The 16,279-nt window shown below is 56.7% G+C and carries 18 protein-coding genes; 10 read left to right on the top strand and 8 right to left on the bottom strand.

Annotation, left to right across the window (positions count from 1 at the left end):
* Positions 1-72 precede the first annotated feature (72 nt).
* Complete coding sequence (locus ACR0CZ_RS13115) at positions 73-1,656, bottom strand: NAD(P)H-hydrate dehydratase (protein WP_170396440.1); 1,584 nt, start codon at positions 1,654-1,656, stop codon at positions 73-75.
* A 169-nt stretch (positions 1,657-1,825) separates the two neighbouring features.
* On the opposite strand from ACR0CZ_RS13115, the gene ACR0CZ_RS13120 reads away from it, so the two are divergent.
* The 5 genes from ACR0CZ_RS13120 to ACR0CZ_RS13140 all read left to right on the top strand — a co-directional run bounded on the left by ACR0CZ_RS13120 (position 1,826) and on the right by ACR0CZ_RS13140 (position 6,348).
* Entirely contained in the window at positions 1,826-2,164 is a 339-nt protein-coding gene (locus tag ACR0CZ_RS13120) for a P-II family nitrogen regulator (RefSeq protein WP_170396438.1), read from the top strand.
* 33 nt (positions 2,165-2,197) lie between these two features.
* The gene (gene glnA, locus ACR0CZ_RS13125; protein WP_170396436.1) at positions 2,198-3,604 is read left to right on the top strand and encodes a type I glutamate--ammonia ligase; all 1,407 of its coding nucleotides are present in this window, start codon (positions 2,198-2,200) and stop codon (positions 3,602-3,604) included.
* A 128-nt stretch (positions 3,605-3,732) separates the two neighbouring features.
* On the top strand, positions 3,733-4,380 hold the full coding sequence (locus ACR0CZ_RS13130; protein WP_170396434.1) for an MSMEG_1061 family FMN-dependent PPOX-type flavoprotein: 648 nt from the start codon (positions 3,733-3,735) through the stop codon (positions 4,378-4,380).
* 67 nt (positions 4,381-4,447) lie between these two features.
* On the top strand, positions 4,448-5,242 hold the full coding sequence (locus tag ACR0CZ_RS13135) for a lytic murein transglycosylase (RefSeq protein ID WP_170396432.1): 795 nt from the start codon (positions 4,448-4,450) through the stop codon (positions 5,240-5,242).
* A 176-nt stretch (positions 5,243-5,418) separates the two neighbouring features.
* The gene (locus ACR0CZ_RS13140; protein ID WP_255612055.1) at positions 5,419-6,348 is read left to right on the top strand and encodes a hypothetical protein; all 930 of its coding nucleotides are present in this window, start codon (positions 5,419-5,421) and stop codon (positions 6,346-6,348) included.
* 36 nt (positions 6,349-6,384) lie between these two features.
* On the opposite strand, the gene ACR0CZ_RS13145 is transcribed toward ACR0CZ_RS13140, so the two are convergent.
* A complete protein-coding gene (locus ACR0CZ_RS13145; RefSeq protein WP_170466374.1) occupies positions 6,385-7,128 on the bottom strand; it encodes a heme-dependent oxidative N-demethylase family protein in 744 nt (247 codons plus the stop codon).
* 124 nt (positions 7,129-7,252) lie between these two features.
* Here ACR0CZ_RS13145 and dddP point away from each other — a divergent pair, with 124 nt between their 5' ends.
* Complete coding sequence (gene dddP / locus ACR0CZ_RS13150; RefSeq protein WP_480536918.1) at positions 7,253-8,596, top strand: dimethylsulfonioproprionate lyase DddP; 1,344 nt, start codon at positions 7,253-7,255, stop codon at positions 8,594-8,596.
* A gap of 10 nt (positions 8,597-8,606) precedes the next feature.
* On the opposite strand, the gene ACR0CZ_RS13155 is transcribed toward dddP, so the two are convergent.
* Positions 8,607-8,801 carry a hypothetical protein gene (locus ACR0CZ_RS13155; RefSeq protein WP_170466371.1) on the bottom strand — a complete coding sequence of 65 codons (195 nt, stop codon included), beginning with the start codon at positions 8,799-8,801 and terminating at the stop codon, positions 8,607-8,609.
* A gap of 254 nt (positions 8,802-9,055) precedes the next feature.
* On the opposite strand from ACR0CZ_RS13155, the gene ACR0CZ_RS13160 reads away from it, so the two are divergent.
* Positions 9,056-10,270 (top strand): bifunctional alpha/beta hydrolase/OsmC family protein, encoded by a 1,215-nt coding sequence (locus ACR0CZ_RS13160; RefSeq protein WP_170396422.1) that lies wholly within the window; start codon positions 9,056-9,058, stop codon positions 10,268-10,270.
* Positions 10,271-10,325: 55 nt separating this feature from the next.
* On the opposite strand, the gene ACR0CZ_RS13165 is transcribed toward ACR0CZ_RS13160, so the two are convergent.
* The 5 genes from ACR0CZ_RS13165 to ACR0CZ_RS13185 all read right to left on the bottom strand — a co-directional run bounded on the left by ACR0CZ_RS13165 (position 10,326) and on the right by ACR0CZ_RS13185 (position 12,798).
* Positions 10,326-10,676, bottom strand: coding sequence for a hypothetical protein (locus ACR0CZ_RS13165; protein WP_170396420.1), 351 nt, complete (start codon positions 10,674-10,676; stop codon positions 10,326-10,328).
* A gap of 10 nt (positions 10,677-10,686) precedes the next feature.
* Positions 10,687-11,244, bottom strand: coding sequence for a hypothetical protein (locus tag ACR0CZ_RS13170; protein ID WP_170396418.1), 558 nt, complete (start codon positions 11,242-11,244; stop codon positions 10,687-10,689).
* Between the two features lie 139 nt (positions 11,245-11,383).
* On the bottom strand, positions 11,384-11,971 hold the full coding sequence (locus ACR0CZ_RS13175; protein ID WP_170396416.1) for a biotin transporter BioY: 588 nt from the start codon (positions 11,969-11,971) through the stop codon (positions 11,384-11,386).
* A gap of 75 nt (positions 11,972-12,046) precedes the next feature.
* On the bottom strand, positions 12,047-12,469 hold the full coding sequence (locus ACR0CZ_RS13180; RefSeq protein ID WP_170396414.1) for a DUF6314 family protein: 423 nt from the start codon (positions 12,467-12,469) through the stop codon (positions 12,047-12,049).
* The gene (locus tag ACR0CZ_RS13185) at positions 12,466-12,798 is read right to left on the bottom strand and encodes a hypothetical protein (protein WP_170396412.1); all 333 of its coding nucleotides are present in this window, start codon (positions 12,796-12,798) and stop codon (positions 12,466-12,468) included. The genes ACR0CZ_RS13180 and ACR0CZ_RS13185 overlap by 4 nt, the downstream gene beginning before the upstream one ends.
* Positions 12,799-12,886: 88 nt before the next feature.
* Here ACR0CZ_RS13185 and purB point away from each other — a divergent pair, with 88 nt between their 5' ends.
* From purB to ACR0CZ_RS13200, 3 genes are all read left to right on the top strand, one after another.
* Positions 12,887-14,191, top strand: coding sequence for an adenylosuccinate lyase (purB, locus tag ACR0CZ_RS13190; RefSeq protein ID WP_170396410.1), 1,305 nt, complete (start codon positions 12,887-12,889; stop codon positions 14,189-14,191).
* A gap of 380 nt (positions 14,192-14,571) precedes the next feature.
* Positions 14,572-15,114 (top strand): tetratricopeptide repeat protein, encoded by a 543-nt coding sequence (locus tag ACR0CZ_RS13195; RefSeq protein ID WP_170396408.1) that lies wholly within the window; start codon positions 14,572-14,574, stop codon positions 15,112-15,114.
* An 84-nt stretch (positions 15,115-15,198) separates the two neighbouring features.
* Positions 15,199-16,275 carry a FliG C-terminal domain-containing protein gene (locus ACR0CZ_RS13200; protein WP_170396958.1) on the top strand — a complete coding sequence of 359 codons (1,077 nt, stop codon included), beginning with the start codon at positions 15,199-15,201 and terminating at the stop codon, positions 16,273-16,275.
* Positions 16,276-16,279 lie beyond the last annotated feature (4 nt).

The raw sequence follows: 16,279 nt of genomic DNA on the forward strand, positions 1-16,279 counted from the left end.
CACCCGATATGCGCACAGGTAAATCATAAGGCGAAACATTGCCGCTTTGACCCGCGATCGGCCAATATTTGCCTATGACCCATTGATTTCAAGCCGTGCGAATACCGCTGGCACTTGTTCCGGCAGATCTTCAGCAATCAACCCCGGCCCAAATTGCCTGGCGCATTCCACATGTAACCAAGCTGCGGTCTTGGCTGCAGCCATCGGGTTGAAGCTCCGCGCCAGTAGTCCCGTTATGAACCCGGCAAGCACATCGCCCGACCCTGCTGTCGCCAGCCAGGGCGCCGCCCGGTCAAACAGCGCCGCATTGATCGCACATTGCCCATCCGGTGCAGCAATCACCGTGTCAGGGCCCTTGTATAGTACCACACAGCCAGCCTGCTTGGCAGCCTCACGCACGGCATCCACTTTGGAATAAGCCGGCCCTCTGCCCGGCTTGACCGAGAGCTTTTCGGTGATCTCCGGGAACAATCGCGCAAACTCGCCCCCGTGCGGTGTCAGAACACATCTGTCATGGAGCATGTCTAACAGCACCTCTGGCGCATCAGCAAACGCCGTCAAAGCATCCGCGTCCAGCACTGCGGGACGCCCCGAGGCCAGCGCCACAGGAACCAGCTCCTGCGCACGCGCCAGCCCCAAACCAGGACCGAGGCATAGTGCATTCAACCGCGCATCCATCAGGACTTCCATCAGATCATCGCCGCTCTGGACCCGCTGCAGCATCAGCGCAGTGATGTGACTGGCAACCTCCATCTGAGCCGAGGGTGGAACACCCAGCGTCACCAATCCGGCCCCGATGCGTAATGCACCACGTGCCGCCAGCCTTGCTGCGCCGGTTGCCCCCGCACCTCCGCTAATAATCAAGGCATGCCCATGCGCATATTTGTGTAAGGCAGTTGCCTTCGAAAAATCAGCATCCGGGGTGGTCACCAGTTTGACCGCACCCTGAACTCCCTCCTCCAAACCAATGTCCTTGACGACCAATCGGCCACTTCTGACCGGCCCCAGCCCCAGATAATGCCCCAGCTTTGCAGTATGAAACGATACCGTGAGCCTGGCCTGAACCGTCGCGGTCCCCGGGGCCAGCTCACGCCCACTATCGGAACACAGGCCAGACGGCATATCAACGGATACTGTCTTTTCGGCGATGGCTGGATCCGAGGCAGTCATTTCTGCCCATTTTAGAACATCACCCTCAAGCGGTCGCTGTAAGCCCGTCCCGAATAACGCATCGACATAAAGGTCAGCCCCTTGATGCGCGGCAAACACTTCGGAAAATGGGTGAACCTCCCCCAATTCGCCCCACCTGTCATGATTCACACGCGCATCCGGTGGCAGCTTCGCCGGATTACCAAGAAGAAATGCCGCCACCTCCCAGCCGCGCTCCCGCAGCAAGCGTGCAACAACAAATCCATCCCCCCCGTTATTTCCTGGCCCGCAAAGAACTACCGCACGCAGCGGATCCTCTTCATCTGGCCCCAAATACCTCGGGGGTGCGGGGGCTGGCCCCCGCTGCAGCTCTGGCCATTCTTCAAATACCGCTTGAAGAACACCGCGCCCCGCCCGCTCCATCAGCTCCAGTCCGCTCACGTCACCGGACTCAATCGCGGACTTTTCAATCGTCCGCATCTGTGCCGCTGTCAGCAACTCTGCCATATTGCTCCCTCACGCGATTCAATTCTGATTACATTTTGTGCACATCGATCAAAATTTAACCCGTTGCACGATTTCGCAGCACCACAAGGCGACCATATTCGCAGTTCCATTGCCGCCTGATCTTAGACGTGATCATTGCCATCGAGACAACCATACAAGGTGAGCCGGAATGAAAAAGATCGAAGCGATCATCAAGCCGTTCAAACTGGACGAAGTGAAAGAGGCGCTGCAGGACGTGGGAGTCCAGGGCCTCAGCGTGGTCGAGGTGAAAGGCTTTGGTCGCCAGAAAGGTCACACCGAACTTTATCGCGGCGCAGAATATGTTGTCGATTTTCTACCCAAGGTAAAGGTCGAGGTCGTGCTGGATGATGATCAGGTTGACGCAGCGATCGAAGCCATCGTTAGCGCCGCAAAGACCGACAAGATTGGGGACGGAAAAATCTTTGTCTCACCTATCGAACAAGCCATTCGTATCCGCACCGGCGAAACCGGTTCGGAAGCCCTGTAACACAGCAATCTTCAAATCAGAGGAACAAATAGTATGAGCAAGGACGCAGTTCTTCAGCTGATCCGTGATGAAGACGCCGAATACGTCGACATCCGCTTTACCGACCCGCGTGGCAAACTTCAGCACGTCACCATCATGTCCGATCAGGTCGATGAGGACTTCCTGGAAGAGGGCTTTATGTTCGACGGTTCGTCCATCGCGGGCTGGAAGTCGATTGAAGCTTCCGACATGAAATTGATGCCCGACACCGACAGCGCCTATGTCGATCCGTTCTATGCGGAAAAGACCATCTGCCTGCACTGCTCGGTTGTGGAGCCTGACACTGGTGAAGCCTATGAACGTGACCCGCGAGGCACCGCTCAGAAAGCCGAAGCGTACCTGAAGGCTTCCGGTATTGGTGATGTGGCCTACATGGGTCCTGAGGCCGAATTTTTCCTCTTTGATGACGTTCGTTTCTCGAACAGTATCAACAAAGTATCCTACGAAGTTGATGCGACTGATGCATCGTGGAACACCGACACCGAATACGAGATGGGCAACATGGGCCATCGTCCGGGCGTCAAAGGTGGTTACTTCCCCGTAAACCCCGTTGACGAAGCGCAGGACCTGCGCTCGGAAATGCTGTCGACCATGAAGCGTCTGGGCATGAAGGTCGACAAGCACCACCATGAAGTTGCATCGTGTCAGCACGAACTGGGCCTGATATTCGACAGCCTGACCAAGCAGGCCGACGAGCTTCAGAAATACAAGTACGTGATCCACAACGTTGCACATGCCTATGGCAAATCGGCGACCTTCATGCCGAAGCCAATCGCAGGTGACAACGGCACCGGCATGCACGTGAACATGTCGATCTGGAAAGACGGCAAGCCGCTGTTCGCGGGCGACAAATACGCCGACCTGTCTGATGAGGCGCTGTATTTCATCGGCGGCATCCTGAAACACGCCAAAACGCTGAACGCCTTCACCAACCCGGCAACCAACAGCTACAAGCGTCTGATCCCAGGGTTCGAAGCCCCCGTCTTGCGCGCCTATTCGGCCCGCAACCGTTCTGGCTGCGTGCGTATTCCGTGGACCGAAAGCCCGAAAGCCAAGCGCGTCGAGGCCCGCTTCCCCGATCCGGCCGCAAACCCCTATCTGGCGTTCGCCGCGCTGCTGATGGCCGGTCTGGACGGCATCAAGAACAAGATCGATCCGGGCGAAGCCATGGACAAGAACCTGTACGATCTTCCTGCCGAAGAACTGGCCGACATCCCGACCGTCTGCGGCAGCCTGCGCGAAGCTCTGGAAGCGCTGGCATCTGATCACGACTTCCTGCTGCAAGGCGACGTGTTCACCAAAGACCAGATCGACGGCTACATCGCGCTGAAGATGGAAGAGGTAGAAACCTACGAGCACACACCTCACCCGGTTGAGTACGGCATGTACTACAGCTGCTGATTAAGAATTTTCGACGAAAATTCTCAGGGGGCGCCCATCGGGCGCCCCTTTTTCTGTATCTCCGCGAGATTTGACGGATCGATGATGATCTTTCAAAATTTGAGCTCAACATCAGGCGGAGAGAGCACATGCCCGCAAGCGACAAACTCTTTTCTGAGTATTCAGGACTTGTAACCTCGGAAAAAGATCTGGAACGCATTTGCGGGCAACCCTTGCCGCAGATCATTGCAAAGGAATTACCTGCACTTGATGAGATGTGTCGAGACTTCATCGGCATGTCCTCGTTCTGCCTGATCGCTTCGGCCAATCCCGATGGGCATCTCGATATTTCGCCTCGTGGCGATCCTGCGGGGTTTGTGCAGGTGCTCTCGAACTCGATGATTGCGATCCCGGACCGGCCTGGGAACAAGCGCGTGGATACGTTTCATAATGTGCTGAAAGATCAGCGCGTCAGCGTGATATTCTTTGTCCCCGGAAAATTGGAAACTCTGCGCCTGCGGGGATCCGCGAGAATTAGCGCAGATCCCGAACTTCTTTCAAACATGGCCGTCGGTGGACGCGTTCCCAAGCTGGCCCTGTTAATCCATGTCGAAACCGTCTTTGCGCACTGTCCCAAATGCATCATTCGATCAAACCTGTGGCACCCCGATGAATGGCCGGACTCATCCAGTCTGCCAAATATGAACGCGATGATGGTCAAACATGCCAAGATCGACAAAACCCCGGATGAATGGTTCGAATCCCTGAAAGGCACAGACGAGCTTGATCTCTATTAAACCACTTTGCGGTAGGTCGAACTCGGCTTAGGCTGAGCGTAGTTTTTTCAGCACTCGGATTTCCTCTATGCCTCGACTTCGCCTTTACGCTGCACTCGCGTTCCTTCTGCCCTCGGTGGCACTGTCCGCCCCTTGTGGGAATACCAGCAGCGGGTTCGAGGCCTGGAAAGCCGACTTTGCCAAAACCGCCAAACGAGCGGGTGTGAAAAAGAAGGGTCTGCAGGCGCTCGCACAAACGCAATATGCAACACGTACGATTGCCGCGGATCGCAATCAGAAGAGCTTTAAATACTCATTGGACAAATTCATGCAGGTGCGCGGGGCAAACACCATCGTTGCGCAAGGGCGCAAGCGCAAAGCTCGCAATCCGCAGTTTTACGCCGCGCTCGAGCGTCAATATGGCGTACCGGCGGGTGTGCTAATTGCCATTCACGGCATGGAAACCGGCTTTGGAGGTTTCATGGGCGATAGTCAGGTTGTTTCCGCAATCACGACATTAGCCTATGATTGTCGCCGATCCGAATTCTTCATCCCGCACGCTATCGGCGCCTTAAAACTGGTTGACCAAGGTACTCTTACGATGGCGACAAAAGGGGCAAAACATGGCGAGCTGGGGCATACGCAGTTTCTGCCCGGCAATGCCCTGACCTATGGTGTGGACGCCACGGGCGATGGTCGGGTCGATTTTTATAACATGACCGACGCGCTTGCCTCGACCGCGAATTTTCTACGTAAGAAAGGGTGGAAGCCCGGTCGCGGCTATCAACCCGGAGAGCCGAATTTTGCGGTCATACAGCAATGGAATGCGGCCTCGGTCTACCAGCAATCCATTGCAATCATGGCGGCGCGAATCGACAACTAGGGCAGTCATAGGCTTGACGTCAGAGCACCTGAATTCGGCCACATTGTTGCCACATAGATTTAAGGAAACCCCGATTTTCTTGGTTTCCAAAGCGTAATCAATCTTGGAATATTTCGACTTTTTTCCATTTTGGTCAAAATTTGCGCCATTTCGCCTGTTAATTTGTTGTGAAGATTATGACAGCAAAGGAACATGCTGTGACTGCAAAGCATAGTTACCACGGTGGCCTCCAGTTTGACGGGTCGGCAGATGGCGCGCTTGAGCGTCTGTGCGAGGTCGTCTCGACGACGCTGGGTGACTATGGCCATCTGGTCGAGCGCAAGACGCTTCTTAGCGCATCGGAGGCCAGTATCGTCAGCAGCCAATATCTCGTGCGTCTGACATTGGACTCGGAACCAACCCAAGTAGATCACAACCACCATGAGCGGATGGATCGAACCGCTGGTCTCAAAACTATGCCGCGTGCTGCGGTTACGCTGCCGGGAAACCGGCTGACGATCTCGATTTGTCCGGTGTCAAAACTGCTCGATGACAGTGAAATATCCGAGTTGATGCTTGTGGTGATCCTGTACCGAATGGTCGACATCTGTACGACCCGTCGTGTCGAATGGTTGTCGCCCAAAACGGTTCTGACCATCGAACAATTCATGAGTGCCTTTGATTCAATTGCGCCGCGCAACGCCCGGAACCGAAAGCAGATATTCGAAGCAGTCAGCGGCCCATTTGCGGGGCTTGATCTCCCCGATCCTGATGCGGAAGATACACAGACCAAACACGCCAAGCCGCGTCCGATCAAGCTAAGTGACGACCAACTGCTCAGTATCGCCTTCCGGACCGAGGCTGATGCTCCCCTGCCCGCCGGCAACATTCACCAGTCCGAGGACGAAACGGAACGCCCAAGCGATATTCTGCGACTGACCAGCTGGGGCATGACTGGTGCTGTGGCAAGCATATCGACACCGATTGCCATATCCCTGGCAGCAGTCAATCTGATCCGGGGTGAGGATTTCCGCCTCAACACTCAGGTTCTGGCTTTTACCACAGCGATTTTTGGCCTGAACGCTACGAATGCTTTTGCCGAGGTCGCCAGCGCGATTGGCATGTAATCAAATTACCCAAGACCCTCCTTGGAGGCCCCGCCGTCAGGCGGGGTTTTCCATTTTAAGGACCTGATCAGCGGCCATTACATAAGTGTGGATCGCGAACACTACTGCGTTTGTCTCAGGTAAACGCAAGAGGGTCTGACGTTCACTACGCAGATATCGGGCCGAATTTTCGTCCCGCGGTGTGCGTCGCTGCATGATACTGCGCGGTTGGAACAATTCGGCATCATTGTACCAAAGCGCATTGAACCGCCAGAGTGGCCGGTTGGGCTGAATGCCGTCAAACAAACGTTGAACTCTGCGGGCAATATTGGCGTCGTAGGCGTCAACCGGTTCATGAATCCCAATCAACGGGCGCATGAACTTTTCTGACAGCATCCAGCTTGCGGGAAAGCACAGGATCGCGCCAGTCAAAACATGCTCGTCATCGTGTTTCTGCAGAATGCAGAAATCCTCTTGCACCAAATGGCATAGCGTTTCCAACGGGCGTTCCCGGTCAACCTCAACCCGTACACCGTCGGGCCGCACAACGTGATCGGAGACATTCGGATAAACTTGCTGAATGACCAGTTCCAGCAACTCCTGCGCGGGTGCCAACGCCTCGGGGCTTTGCGCCAAGACATCCTGTTTTTGCTGCGCCAACAGCGCCGCGCGTCGTTGCATCTGGGCAGAAAATGCATCGTCGCGATGCAACCAAGCCCTGGGGTCCGCGGGCTTAATGCCAGGCAGCGGGTTTAGGGCGAGTGGATCATAGGGAATGGCTTGCTGTAATATCACGGTCATAGTCGAGGCATAACACCCTGCTCTGGCGCTGTCGGTCAAAAAGCGACCAGAAGACGGTCGCAAACCTAGAAGACGCAGCGCATCTGGATTTGCAGGTTGGGCAGGCAAGCAGAAAGGTCCAACCGTGAACACACCATATCGTGACACCCGTAAGATTGACCCGACCCGGGGCGCCACCCTCGGGGACGGGACACCGAACGACAATGACAGGATCGAGATCGGACCGACACAGCTTGCCTTCGACGAATGGGCCGCTGCCGGGCTTAGCCTGCCCAATCTAGAACAGATGCGTAAATACCGCTGGAAACGCCTCACTCAGGCCATCGTGCAGCGCGATTGGGGCGGGATCCTGCTGTTTGACCCCCTGAATATCCGCTATGCGACTGACAGCACCAACATGCAGCTCTGGAATACCCATAACCCGTTCCGGGCCGTTCTGGTTTGCGCTGACGGATATATGGTGATCTGGGACTACAAGAATTCTCCGTTCTTGTCGAAATTCAACCCGCTGGTGCGAGAGCAGCGCTCGGGCGCCGATCTGTTCTATTTCGACCGGGGCGACAAGATTGACGTTGCCGCAGATGTGTTCTCAAACGAGGTGCGCGCCCTGATCGAAGAACACGGCGGCGGCAACATGCGGCTGGGTGTCGACAAGATCATGCTGCACGGCCTGCGCGCGCTTGAGGCTCAGGGGTTCGAGGTGATGGAGGGCGAAGAGCTTACCGAGAAAACCCGTGCCATCAAAGGCCCAGACGAAATCCTCGCCATGCGCTGCGCCAGCCACGCCTGCGAGACCGCAGTGGCCGAAATGGAGCGCTTCGCACGTGTCAATGTCGGAGACGGGAAGACATCCGAGGATGACATTTGGGCAGTGCTACATGCTGAAAACATCCGGCGCGGTGGTGAATGGATCGAGACCCGCTTGCTTGCCTCGGGCCAGCGCACCAATCCCTGGTTTCAGGAATGCGGCCCGCGCATCACGCGGCAAAATGAAATCATCGCGTTCGATACCGACCTGATCGGGTCTTACGGCATTTGCGTCGACATCTCACGAACCTGGTGGATCGGCGATCAAAAACCGCGCCCCGACATGATCTATGCCATGCAGCACGCGCATGAGCATATCATGACCAATATGGAAATGCTGGAGCCCGGCGTCATGATCCCGGAACTAACTGCGAATGCCCATCGGCTGGATGACAAGTTTCAGGCACAGAAATACGGCTGCCTGATGCATGGAGTTGGATTGTGCGATGAATGGCCCTTGGTAGCCTATCCCGACAAGGCGGTCGAGGGATCCTATGATTATCCACTTGAACCCGGAATGGTGTTGTGCGTCGAAGCGGCAGTTGGCGAGGTTGGCGGCGATTTCTCGATCAAGCTGGAAGATCAGGTGCTGATCACCGAAGACGGCTATGAAAACCTAACGAAGTATCCGTTCGACGCACAGTTGATGGGGTCTGGCTAAGCGCTATGGCCTAGTTCGACCAGTGGGACCGTCTGACATTACCGTGCCAATCCTCAGGCGATGTGAGAGTTGGCGTGTCCTCAGACGTATTGGTCAGCGGCCAGCTTTGTCCCAGTGCAAAACCAATTGCACCAGTCACGAGAATTGCCAACAGAACTCCGGCGTGGAGTGTCGGGCTTAGCGGTGCAGATGTTGTATGTGCCATTTTGACCTCTGCTTTGGATAAGAAGGATGATTGCAAGTTGGGGTCCAAGTAAAAATAAGTAAAATGAATGTTTATCCGAATTATCATCACATTTTCTGATATTCAAAAACCAACCCCAACAATGCATTGATGCGACGCGCCAAGGGCTATGTGGTCTCTCCCCCTCACCTTCCCGTTACGCCACTGACACAAGGGTTGAGAGAACCGCACACAGCACACAGTATTGTCGAAACCCGGACCACCAAGGATTCATCATGCCCACCGAACGCATTACTTTCGCCGGTCACGACGGCAGCCAATTGGCCGCGCGCCTTGATCTGCCGGACGGGCCGGTACTGGCAACGGCTTTGTTTGCGCATTGCTTTACCTGCTCTAAGGACATACCTGCCGCACGGCGCATTTCGGCGCGTTTGGCGGCGATGGGCATCGCCGTGCTCAGGTTTGATTTTACAGGCCTTGGCCACTCGGATGGAGAGTTTGCGAATACGACATTCACCTCAAATGTCGAAGATCTGATCGCTGCAGCGCACTACCTGTCCGGCCGCAACATGGCCCCCGCCCTGCTGATTGGCCATTCACTTGGTGGCGCTGCGGTACTGCGCGCACGCGCTGGCATACCGTCGGTCAAGGCGGTCGTCACATTGGGTGCGCCTGCTGACCCGGGCCACGTATCACACCATTTCGAGGCCGCCCTGCCCGAGATTCAGGCGCAAGGCAGCGCAGAGGTTTCGCTTGGCGGTCGCCCGTTCCGCATAGGCAAGGCTTTTGTCGATGACATCTCCGAGGCCGCGCTTAGCCCTGCCGTTTCAGATTTGAAAGCAGCGCTTCTGATCCTGCACGCACCGCGCGATGACACGGTCAGCATTGACAACGCCAGCACCATCTTTCTGGCTGCGAAGCATCCAAAAAGTTTTGTCACGCTGGACGATGCCGACCATCTGATCACGCGCGCCGCTGATGCGGATTACGCGGCGGATGTCATTGCGGCTTGGGTGTCGAGATACGTCAAACTGTGCCCGCCCGCCCCACCACCCGGCGCCCCGGAAGGTGTTGTTCGCGTGACCGAGGCAGACCCGGCAGGGTTCCTGCAAGACATCCAGTCCGGCCCGCGCCACCATGCGGTCGCTGACGAGCCCACCTCGTACGGAGGAACGGACCGAGGCATGTCCCCTTATGGATTTGTGTCCTCGGGATTGGGCGCCTGTACCTCGATGACCATTCGCATGTATGCGCGGCGCAAGAAATGGCCGCTGACGGGTATCACCGTCGATGTCTGCCACGACAAGGTACACGCGCAGGACGCCGGACTGGCCAGCGATGGCAAGGTCGATCAGTTCCGCCGCAAGATACGGCTTCAAGGGCCGCTGGATGCCGCGCAACGTGCTAAGCTATTAGAGATCGCAGATAAATGTCCCGTGCACCGAACCCTTGAAGGCTCGGCCCATATCACGACTGAGCTGCTGGACTGAAAACCACCTTTGTCAGCTTATGATAATGATTGAAGGGGGCTTTTGCCCCCTTATTCTAACGGCGCCTCGGTGAGGGGCGGTGAATCGGTGGCCTTGCCGTCGGAGGACGCGCCACCGGGGGATGCGGACGCGACGGCGGTTTGGCGATCGGTGGCTTTGGCCGCGGTGGAGGGTTCGGACGAACCGGTCGATCGGGGCGGTCGGGCCGGTCTGGGCGGTTTATGTCAACATCTACATTCACGTTACGGTCGTGGTAGTAATCATTCCACAGCATCGCGTCGTAGAACGGGTCATACCCAACGCCATACCCTACCCCGACGGACACGCCATCGCAGGCGGACAATGTAAACGTTGCAGTACCCAACCCCAGCGCCAGAACAGACCGTTTTAACAGTTTGCGAGTCATCCGAGCCTCCTTACTGCAAAGACCGGAACGACGCGAAAACGGCGTTCAAGGCATCAACATAAGACGGGTCGGCCCCGTCACGCAGGATCGCAACCCCTATCGCAACACGGTCACGCGGCAGGTCAATCACGGTGGCGGTAAAGTATACGCCTCGCCCATCCCGATTGCCGGTGCCTCGAATAACGTGGGCTGGCCGCCCACCAATCCTTGTAATGCTGGTGCTGGTCACGGTCGGGTCTTTGACGAGGAATTTGTCGATATCCTCAAGATAGCTCAGCCCGCCCTGAATGCTGGAAACCCGTGATGGTGAGACGAAGCCCATCCAGACATTATCGTCGGTCACCGGTCTGATCCCCATGACGCGCGAAACCGCACGGGCATCGCCCAGATTGGTATCCTCGATTTCACGCGGGCCACCGGTACGCAATGCCCAAAAGTCGGGAACCTCAAAGCGGAACAGGGCGCGTCCTTCATCGGTGTAAGTCACCGGCGTGTCGGCTTGCACAGGCGTTACAGCCAACCAAGTCACGGCACTTGCGGCAAGCACCAAGCTTAACAAAATACGCATATCTCAATAACCTGATCAGTTTTCTGATGTCAGGTTGCCCATGCAGTTTGACTTTGTCCAGTATCCTGTTCTGCAGACAATAAAAAACCCGCGTCCGGAAAGCTCCGAACGCGGGTGTGTCTTGCGCAAGAGCGCGCTATCAGGTGCGTGCGTCGCCCAGCAGCTTCCACAGGCCAGGGATCAGCAGAGCGGCCAGCGCCAGCTTGATCGCGTCACCCAGCAGGAACGGTGTCAGACCCCATTCCAGGATCGGCTTGTCCCAGCCATACAGCTGACCCAACCACAGCAGTCCCGGCACGTAGATCAGCACGTTGGCCAGTACCAGCGCCAGCGCCAGCTTGCCGACCGAACGGTCCCAGCCGCGCGCGGCCAGTGCGCCCAGCAGAATGGTCGCCATCAGGTAACCGACCAGATAGCCGCCGGTGCCACCCATCATGTAGGTCAGGCCGTATTTTTCGGCCGAGGAACCTGCAAACACGTCAAAGCCCAGAGCACCAACCAGCAGGTAACCCAGCATCGTGATCAGGCCAAGGCGCGCGCCATAAGCGGTGCCGATGGTCAGAACGGCGAATGTGCCCATGGTGATCGGAACCGGCCACATCGGCACTTTGATTTTGGCTGCAACAGCCAGAGCAACGATACCCAGGGCAACCAGAGCCACCTGCTTGACGCGCAGCGCCGTCCCCTCACGCGGGCCAAAAGCATTGGCCAGTACGTTTGCGTTCATCTCATTTCTCCACATTCGGACTTGTTTGCACATGCAGCAATGCCCGTTCCGGGCCGTTGCTGCAAGATGATTACGCTATCGCAGCGCGTATTTGGTCTCCATTTCATAGGATTTTCGCGGTCCTGATACATTCCAGCGGACTGTCCAGCGCGGCCATCCTGAGAAATCATAGTCTGCATCATAGCTGTCCGGCGGGCAATCGTGATGATCCTTGACGCGGGTTTGGCCAAGTTTGAGTGCGTGAAAAAACCGATCATCATCAAAATGGATAGCGATCCGATCACCGGCGTCGCGCCAAAGGTATCGACGCGTTCCCGTCATTGCAGGCTGCCCCGGAACACGCAGCGTGACCGTCTCATCATAGACCAACCCTTGGGTATCTTGCCGTAGCTCTGCCTTACCCTCGGCCTGAATGATCTGGCCTGCACGCTCGTCCCGGATGAGGCGGCTCAGGTCCCAAACCCCCTGGAAATCATAAATATTTCTGGGCAGGCTCACTTCAAATAGATTCCGTCAGTTGTATTGCCTGAATCATCCACAAACCGGATGGTTTCACCGCTTTGCTCAACATCATAACAAGCCCAGAAATCCGAAGGCGGCCAGACCGAGCAATAGCGATCATCACGAACGGCCCATCGTCCCGAACTTGGGCGGCCTGAAAAGTACTGCGTTTGCATATTGCTATCGAAGGTCTGGGTGATCCCCTCGCCATAGTCGAGCTTCTTGCCAGCAAGCGCCATCAGAATCTCATCACCCGTCAGTTGCTGAAACTCGTCGGCGGCCACAAATCCGGGCCAAAGCAATAAAATCAGGGCAAACCGTCTCATCCCAGCACTCGCGCCTTGTTCCTTGGTGAATGCGCGGCTAAACCCCGCGCCAACGCCTCATCCCAATCATAAAAAGGTGCTGCCGCCAATGATTCCCCGCTATTCACGCCCCGATATGGTCGCCATCTGGTCACCCGAGAGCAAGTTCCGCATTTGGTACGAGATCGAGGCGCACGCCTGCGACGCCATGGCCGATCTAGGCGTGATCCCGCGTGAAAACGCCGAGGCCGTGTGGAAAGCCAAGGATGTGGAGTTTGATGTCGCCCGTATCGACGAGATCGAAGCCGTCACCAAACACGACGTCATCGCCTTCCTGACCCATCTGGCCGAACATGTGGGTAGCGAGGAAGCCCGTTTCGTGCATCAGGGCATGACCTCCTCGGACGTGCTGGACACTTGCTTCAATGTGCAACTGACCCGCGCCGCCGACCTGCTGATTGCAGACCTCGAAGGTCTGTTGGCTGCCCTGAAACGCCGCGCGATCGAGCACAAAGACACCGTTCGCATCGGTCGCAGCCACGGTATCCATGCCGAACCCACCACGATGGGCCTGACCTTTGCCCGCTTCTATGCCGAGATGGACCGCAACTTGTCCCGGATGCGCGATGCCCGCGCGGAAATCGCCACCGGAGCGATCAGCGGCGCGGTCGGGACGTTTGCGAATATCGACCCGCAGGTTGAAGAGCATGTCTGCGACAAGCTGGGTCTGGTGCCTGAACCGATCAGCACGCAGGTCATTCCCCGCGACCGTCACGCCGCATTCTTCGCCACACTGGGTGTTATCGCCAGCAGCATCGAAAACATCGCTATCGAAATCCGCCACATGCAGCGTACCGAAGTGCTGGAGGGGGCCGAGTTCTTCTCGATGGGTCAGAAAGGCTCATCCGCGATGCCGCACAAGAAGAACCCGGTGCTGACCGAGAACCTGACCGGTCTTGCGCGCATGGTGCGTGCGGCCGTGATCCCGGCGATGGAGAACGTGGCGCTGTGGCACGAGCGCGATATCTCGCATTCCTCGGTCGAACGCATGATCGGGCCGGATGCCACTATCACGCTGGACTTTGCACTCGCGCGATTGACCGGTGTAATCGACAAGATGCTGATCTTCCCCGAGAACATGATCGAGAACATGAACAAGTTCCCCGGTCTTGTCATGAGCCAACGAGTGCTGTTGGCGTTGACCCAAGCCGGTGTAAGCCGCGAGGATGCCTATGCCATGGTTCAGCGCAACGCGCTGAAAGTCTGGGAGCATCGCACCGACTTCAAAGAGGAACTGTTGGCCGACGCCGATGTCACCGCCGCGCTGAGCCCGAAAGAAATCGAAGAGAAATTCGATCTCGGCTACCATACCAAACATGTAGATACGATTTTCGCCCGCGTATTCGGCGAATAATTCAAACTCAAACAGTGCTAAAAACTTGGCCCGGCTTGCTCAATGCAGCCGGGCCTTGTGTCTTTGCCAGATTGGCAAAAATCGGTTAATCTGTTGGCACAGTTTCCGCGAAAGGAAAACTCGATGCTACGAACCGCTCTATGCGCAATTGCTCTTATCTGTGCGGGCACCGCCGGATTTGCCTGTAACGGTAACACCAAGCAAACCCAATCCTGTGCTGAAGGCACAATTTGGGACAGCGAAAGCCAAAGCTGCATGAAAATCGTCAATAGCTGACATTTTTATTTCCTGCTTGTGAATAAAAGCGATCAGTCAATCGTTAGCTTTTTTGAAGATCAAGCTATGATTGTAACAAGTCTCTTTGACAACGGAGTAGGAAAATGCGTCTTGTACTAGCCTCGGCCATCGCTCTTCAGGCCTTTACCTTCGCGCCCATGGCCATTGCTGCGGGTGGTGGGGACAGCAGCCCGCCCAAGCCCACCAACACCACCAAGAAATGCCTGTTTGGCCGCGTTTATGACGAGGCAGCCGGGCGCTGCGTCAAACCCAACAAGACAAATTTCACCGAAGACCAACTGTATGATGCCGTGCGCGAGTTGGCTTACAACGGGCAGTACGAAAATGCTCAGGGCATTCTGCGTATCATGGATCAAGATGATGATCGGGTGCAGACCTATTGGGGGTTCACCTATCGCAAGATGGGTGAGCTGAAACTGGCTGACGCATTTTACCAGAAAGCAATTGAATCCAACCCCGACAACATCCTCGCCCGCAGCTACATGGGTCAGGGATTTGTTACCCAGGGCAAGACCGAGTTGGCCATCGCACAATGGCGCGAGATCAAGGCGCGTGGTGGCGAAGGCACATGGGCTGAGACATCGCTGCGCGAAGCGATCAGAACAGGGCTGACATATAGCTACTGAGTTTCAGGGTTTCTTTACCCGACTCTCTATATTCTGCCTGCAACGCGAATGAGGCATTGCAGGCAGATGCAGGACACGAACCTAATGGTGCAGATGACGCCGGGCACGCAAACCCCGGTCGTTGAACAAGACGATGATGCGCCACGTGTTGTGCCGCGCGCCCTCAGCAACCGAGAGAAAGCCGCGGTTGTGGTTCGGCTGCTGCTGAACGAGGGGGCGGATATCCCGTTGGAAGAGCTTCCCGATTCACTGCAGGAACAACTTACCCACCAACTTGGACAGATGGGGTTGGTTGACCGGGTAACGTTGGCCGCCGTCGCACAGGAATTTGCCGATGCGCTGGATGGCGTAGGGCTTGCATTTCCCCATGGGCTAGCCGGTGCTCTGGACGCGGTGAACGGCAAGATCGCCCCAGCCACCGCCGCCCGGCTGCGCAAGGTAGCTGGCGTGAGGCAGATCGGTGACCCATGGCAGCGTTTGCGCGAAGTACCCTCAGAAGATCTGGCCGAAATGGCCAAAGCTGAAAGCACAGAAGTCGCCGCCGTTATGCTTTCGAAACTCGAAACCGCCAAGGCTGCCCAGTTGTTGGGCCACCTGCCCGGCCCCACAGCGCGACGGATAACTTATGCAGTCTCGAAAACGGCCAACGTGACGCCCGAGGCGGTTGAGCGGATCGGATGGTCCTTGGCCGCTCAGCTGGATCAACGCCCCGAGCCCGCCTTTCGGGATGGGCCGGGTGAGCGTGTGGGCGCGATCCTCAACCAGTCAGCCGCGGCGACGCGTAATGGTTTGCTGACTGCGTTGGACGAAGAAGACGCCGATTTTGCGGATACCGTCCGGCAATCGATCTTCATCTTTTCGCATGTGCCCTCGCGCATCCAACCCCGCGATGTTCCAGCGATTCTGCGCGGTGTGGATCAACCCGTTCTCATCACGGCGTTGGCCGGAGCCAATAGCGACGAAGACCTTGCCACGGTCGAGTTCTTCCTAGCCAACATGTCCTCTCGCATGGCGGACAACTTACGGGAAGAAATGGCCGAACGTGGCAAGGTCAAACAATCCGACAGTGAAGAAGCGATGTCGCAGATCGTTGCAGCCATCCGCGCGCTTTTGGACGAGGGCGCGATCGCACTGGTCGAGGCTGAGGAGAATGCAGAATAGTCCG

It is taken from the genome of Ruegeria sp. H9 (genome assembly GCF_056532915.1).

Excerpts from the sequence above, each read along its gene's own strand:
- ACR0CZ_RS13115 (WP_170396440.1), bottom strand. The coding sequence starts at position 1,656 with ATGGCAGAGTTGCTGACAGCGGCACAGATGCGGACGATTGAAAAGTCC.
- ACR0CZ_RS13120 (WP_170396438.1), top strand. The coding sequence starts at position 1,826 with ATGAAAAAGATCGAAGCGATCATCAAGCCGTTCAAACTGGACGAAGTG.
- glnA (WP_170396436.1), top strand. The coding sequence starts at position 2,198 with ATGAGCAAGGACGCAGTTCTTCAGCTGATCCGTGATGAAGACGCCGAA.
- ACR0CZ_RS13130 (WP_170396434.1), top strand. The coding sequence starts at position 3,733 with ATGCCCGCAAGCGACAAACTCTTTTCTGAGTATTCAGGACTTGTAACC.
- ACR0CZ_RS13135 (WP_170396432.1), top strand. The coding sequence starts at position 4,448 with ATGCCTCGACTTCGCCTTTACGCTGCACTCGCGTTCCTTCTGCCCTCG.
- ACR0CZ_RS13140 (WP_255612055.1), top strand. The coding sequence starts at position 5,419 with ATGACAGCAAAGGAACATGCTGTGACTGCAAAGCATAGTTACCACGGT.
- ACR0CZ_RS13145 (WP_170466374.1), bottom strand. The coding sequence starts at position 7,128 with ATGACCGTGATATTACAGCAAGCCATTCCCTATGATCCACTCGCCCTA.
- ACR0CZ_RS13155 (WP_170466371.1), bottom strand. The coding sequence starts at position 8,801 with ATGGCACATACAACATCTGCACCGCTAAGCCCGACACTCCACGCCGGA.
- ACR0CZ_RS13160 (WP_170396422.1), top strand. The coding sequence starts at position 9,056 with ATGCCCACCGAACGCATTACTTTCGCCGGTCACGACGGCAGCCAATTG.
- ACR0CZ_RS13165 (WP_170396420.1), bottom strand. The coding sequence starts at position 10,676 with ATGACTCGCAAACTGTTAAAACGGTCTGTTCTGGCGCTGGGGTTGGGT.
- ACR0CZ_RS13170 (WP_170396418.1), bottom strand. The coding sequence starts at position 11,244 with ATGCGTATTTTGTTAAGCTTGGTGCTTGCCGCAAGTGCCGTGACTTGG.
- ACR0CZ_RS13175 (WP_170396416.1), bottom strand. The coding sequence starts at position 11,971 with ATGAACGCAAACGTACTGGCCAATGCTTTTGGCCCGCGTGAGGGGACG.
- ACR0CZ_RS13185 (WP_170396412.1), bottom strand. The coding sequence starts at position 12,798 with ATGAGACGGTTTGCCCTGATTTTATTGCTTTGGCCCGGATTTGTGGCC.
- purB (WP_170396410.1), top strand. The coding sequence starts at position 12,887 with ATGATTCCCCGCTATTCACGCCCCGATATGGTCGCCATCTGGTCACCC.
- ACR0CZ_RS13195 (WP_170396408.1), top strand. The coding sequence starts at position 14,572 with ATGCGTCTTGTACTAGCCTCGGCCATCGCTCTTCAGGCCTTTACCTTC.
- ACR0CZ_RS13200 (WP_170396958.1), top strand. The coding sequence starts at position 15,199 with ATGGTGCAGATGACGCCGGGCACGCAAACCCCGGTCGTTGAACAAGAC.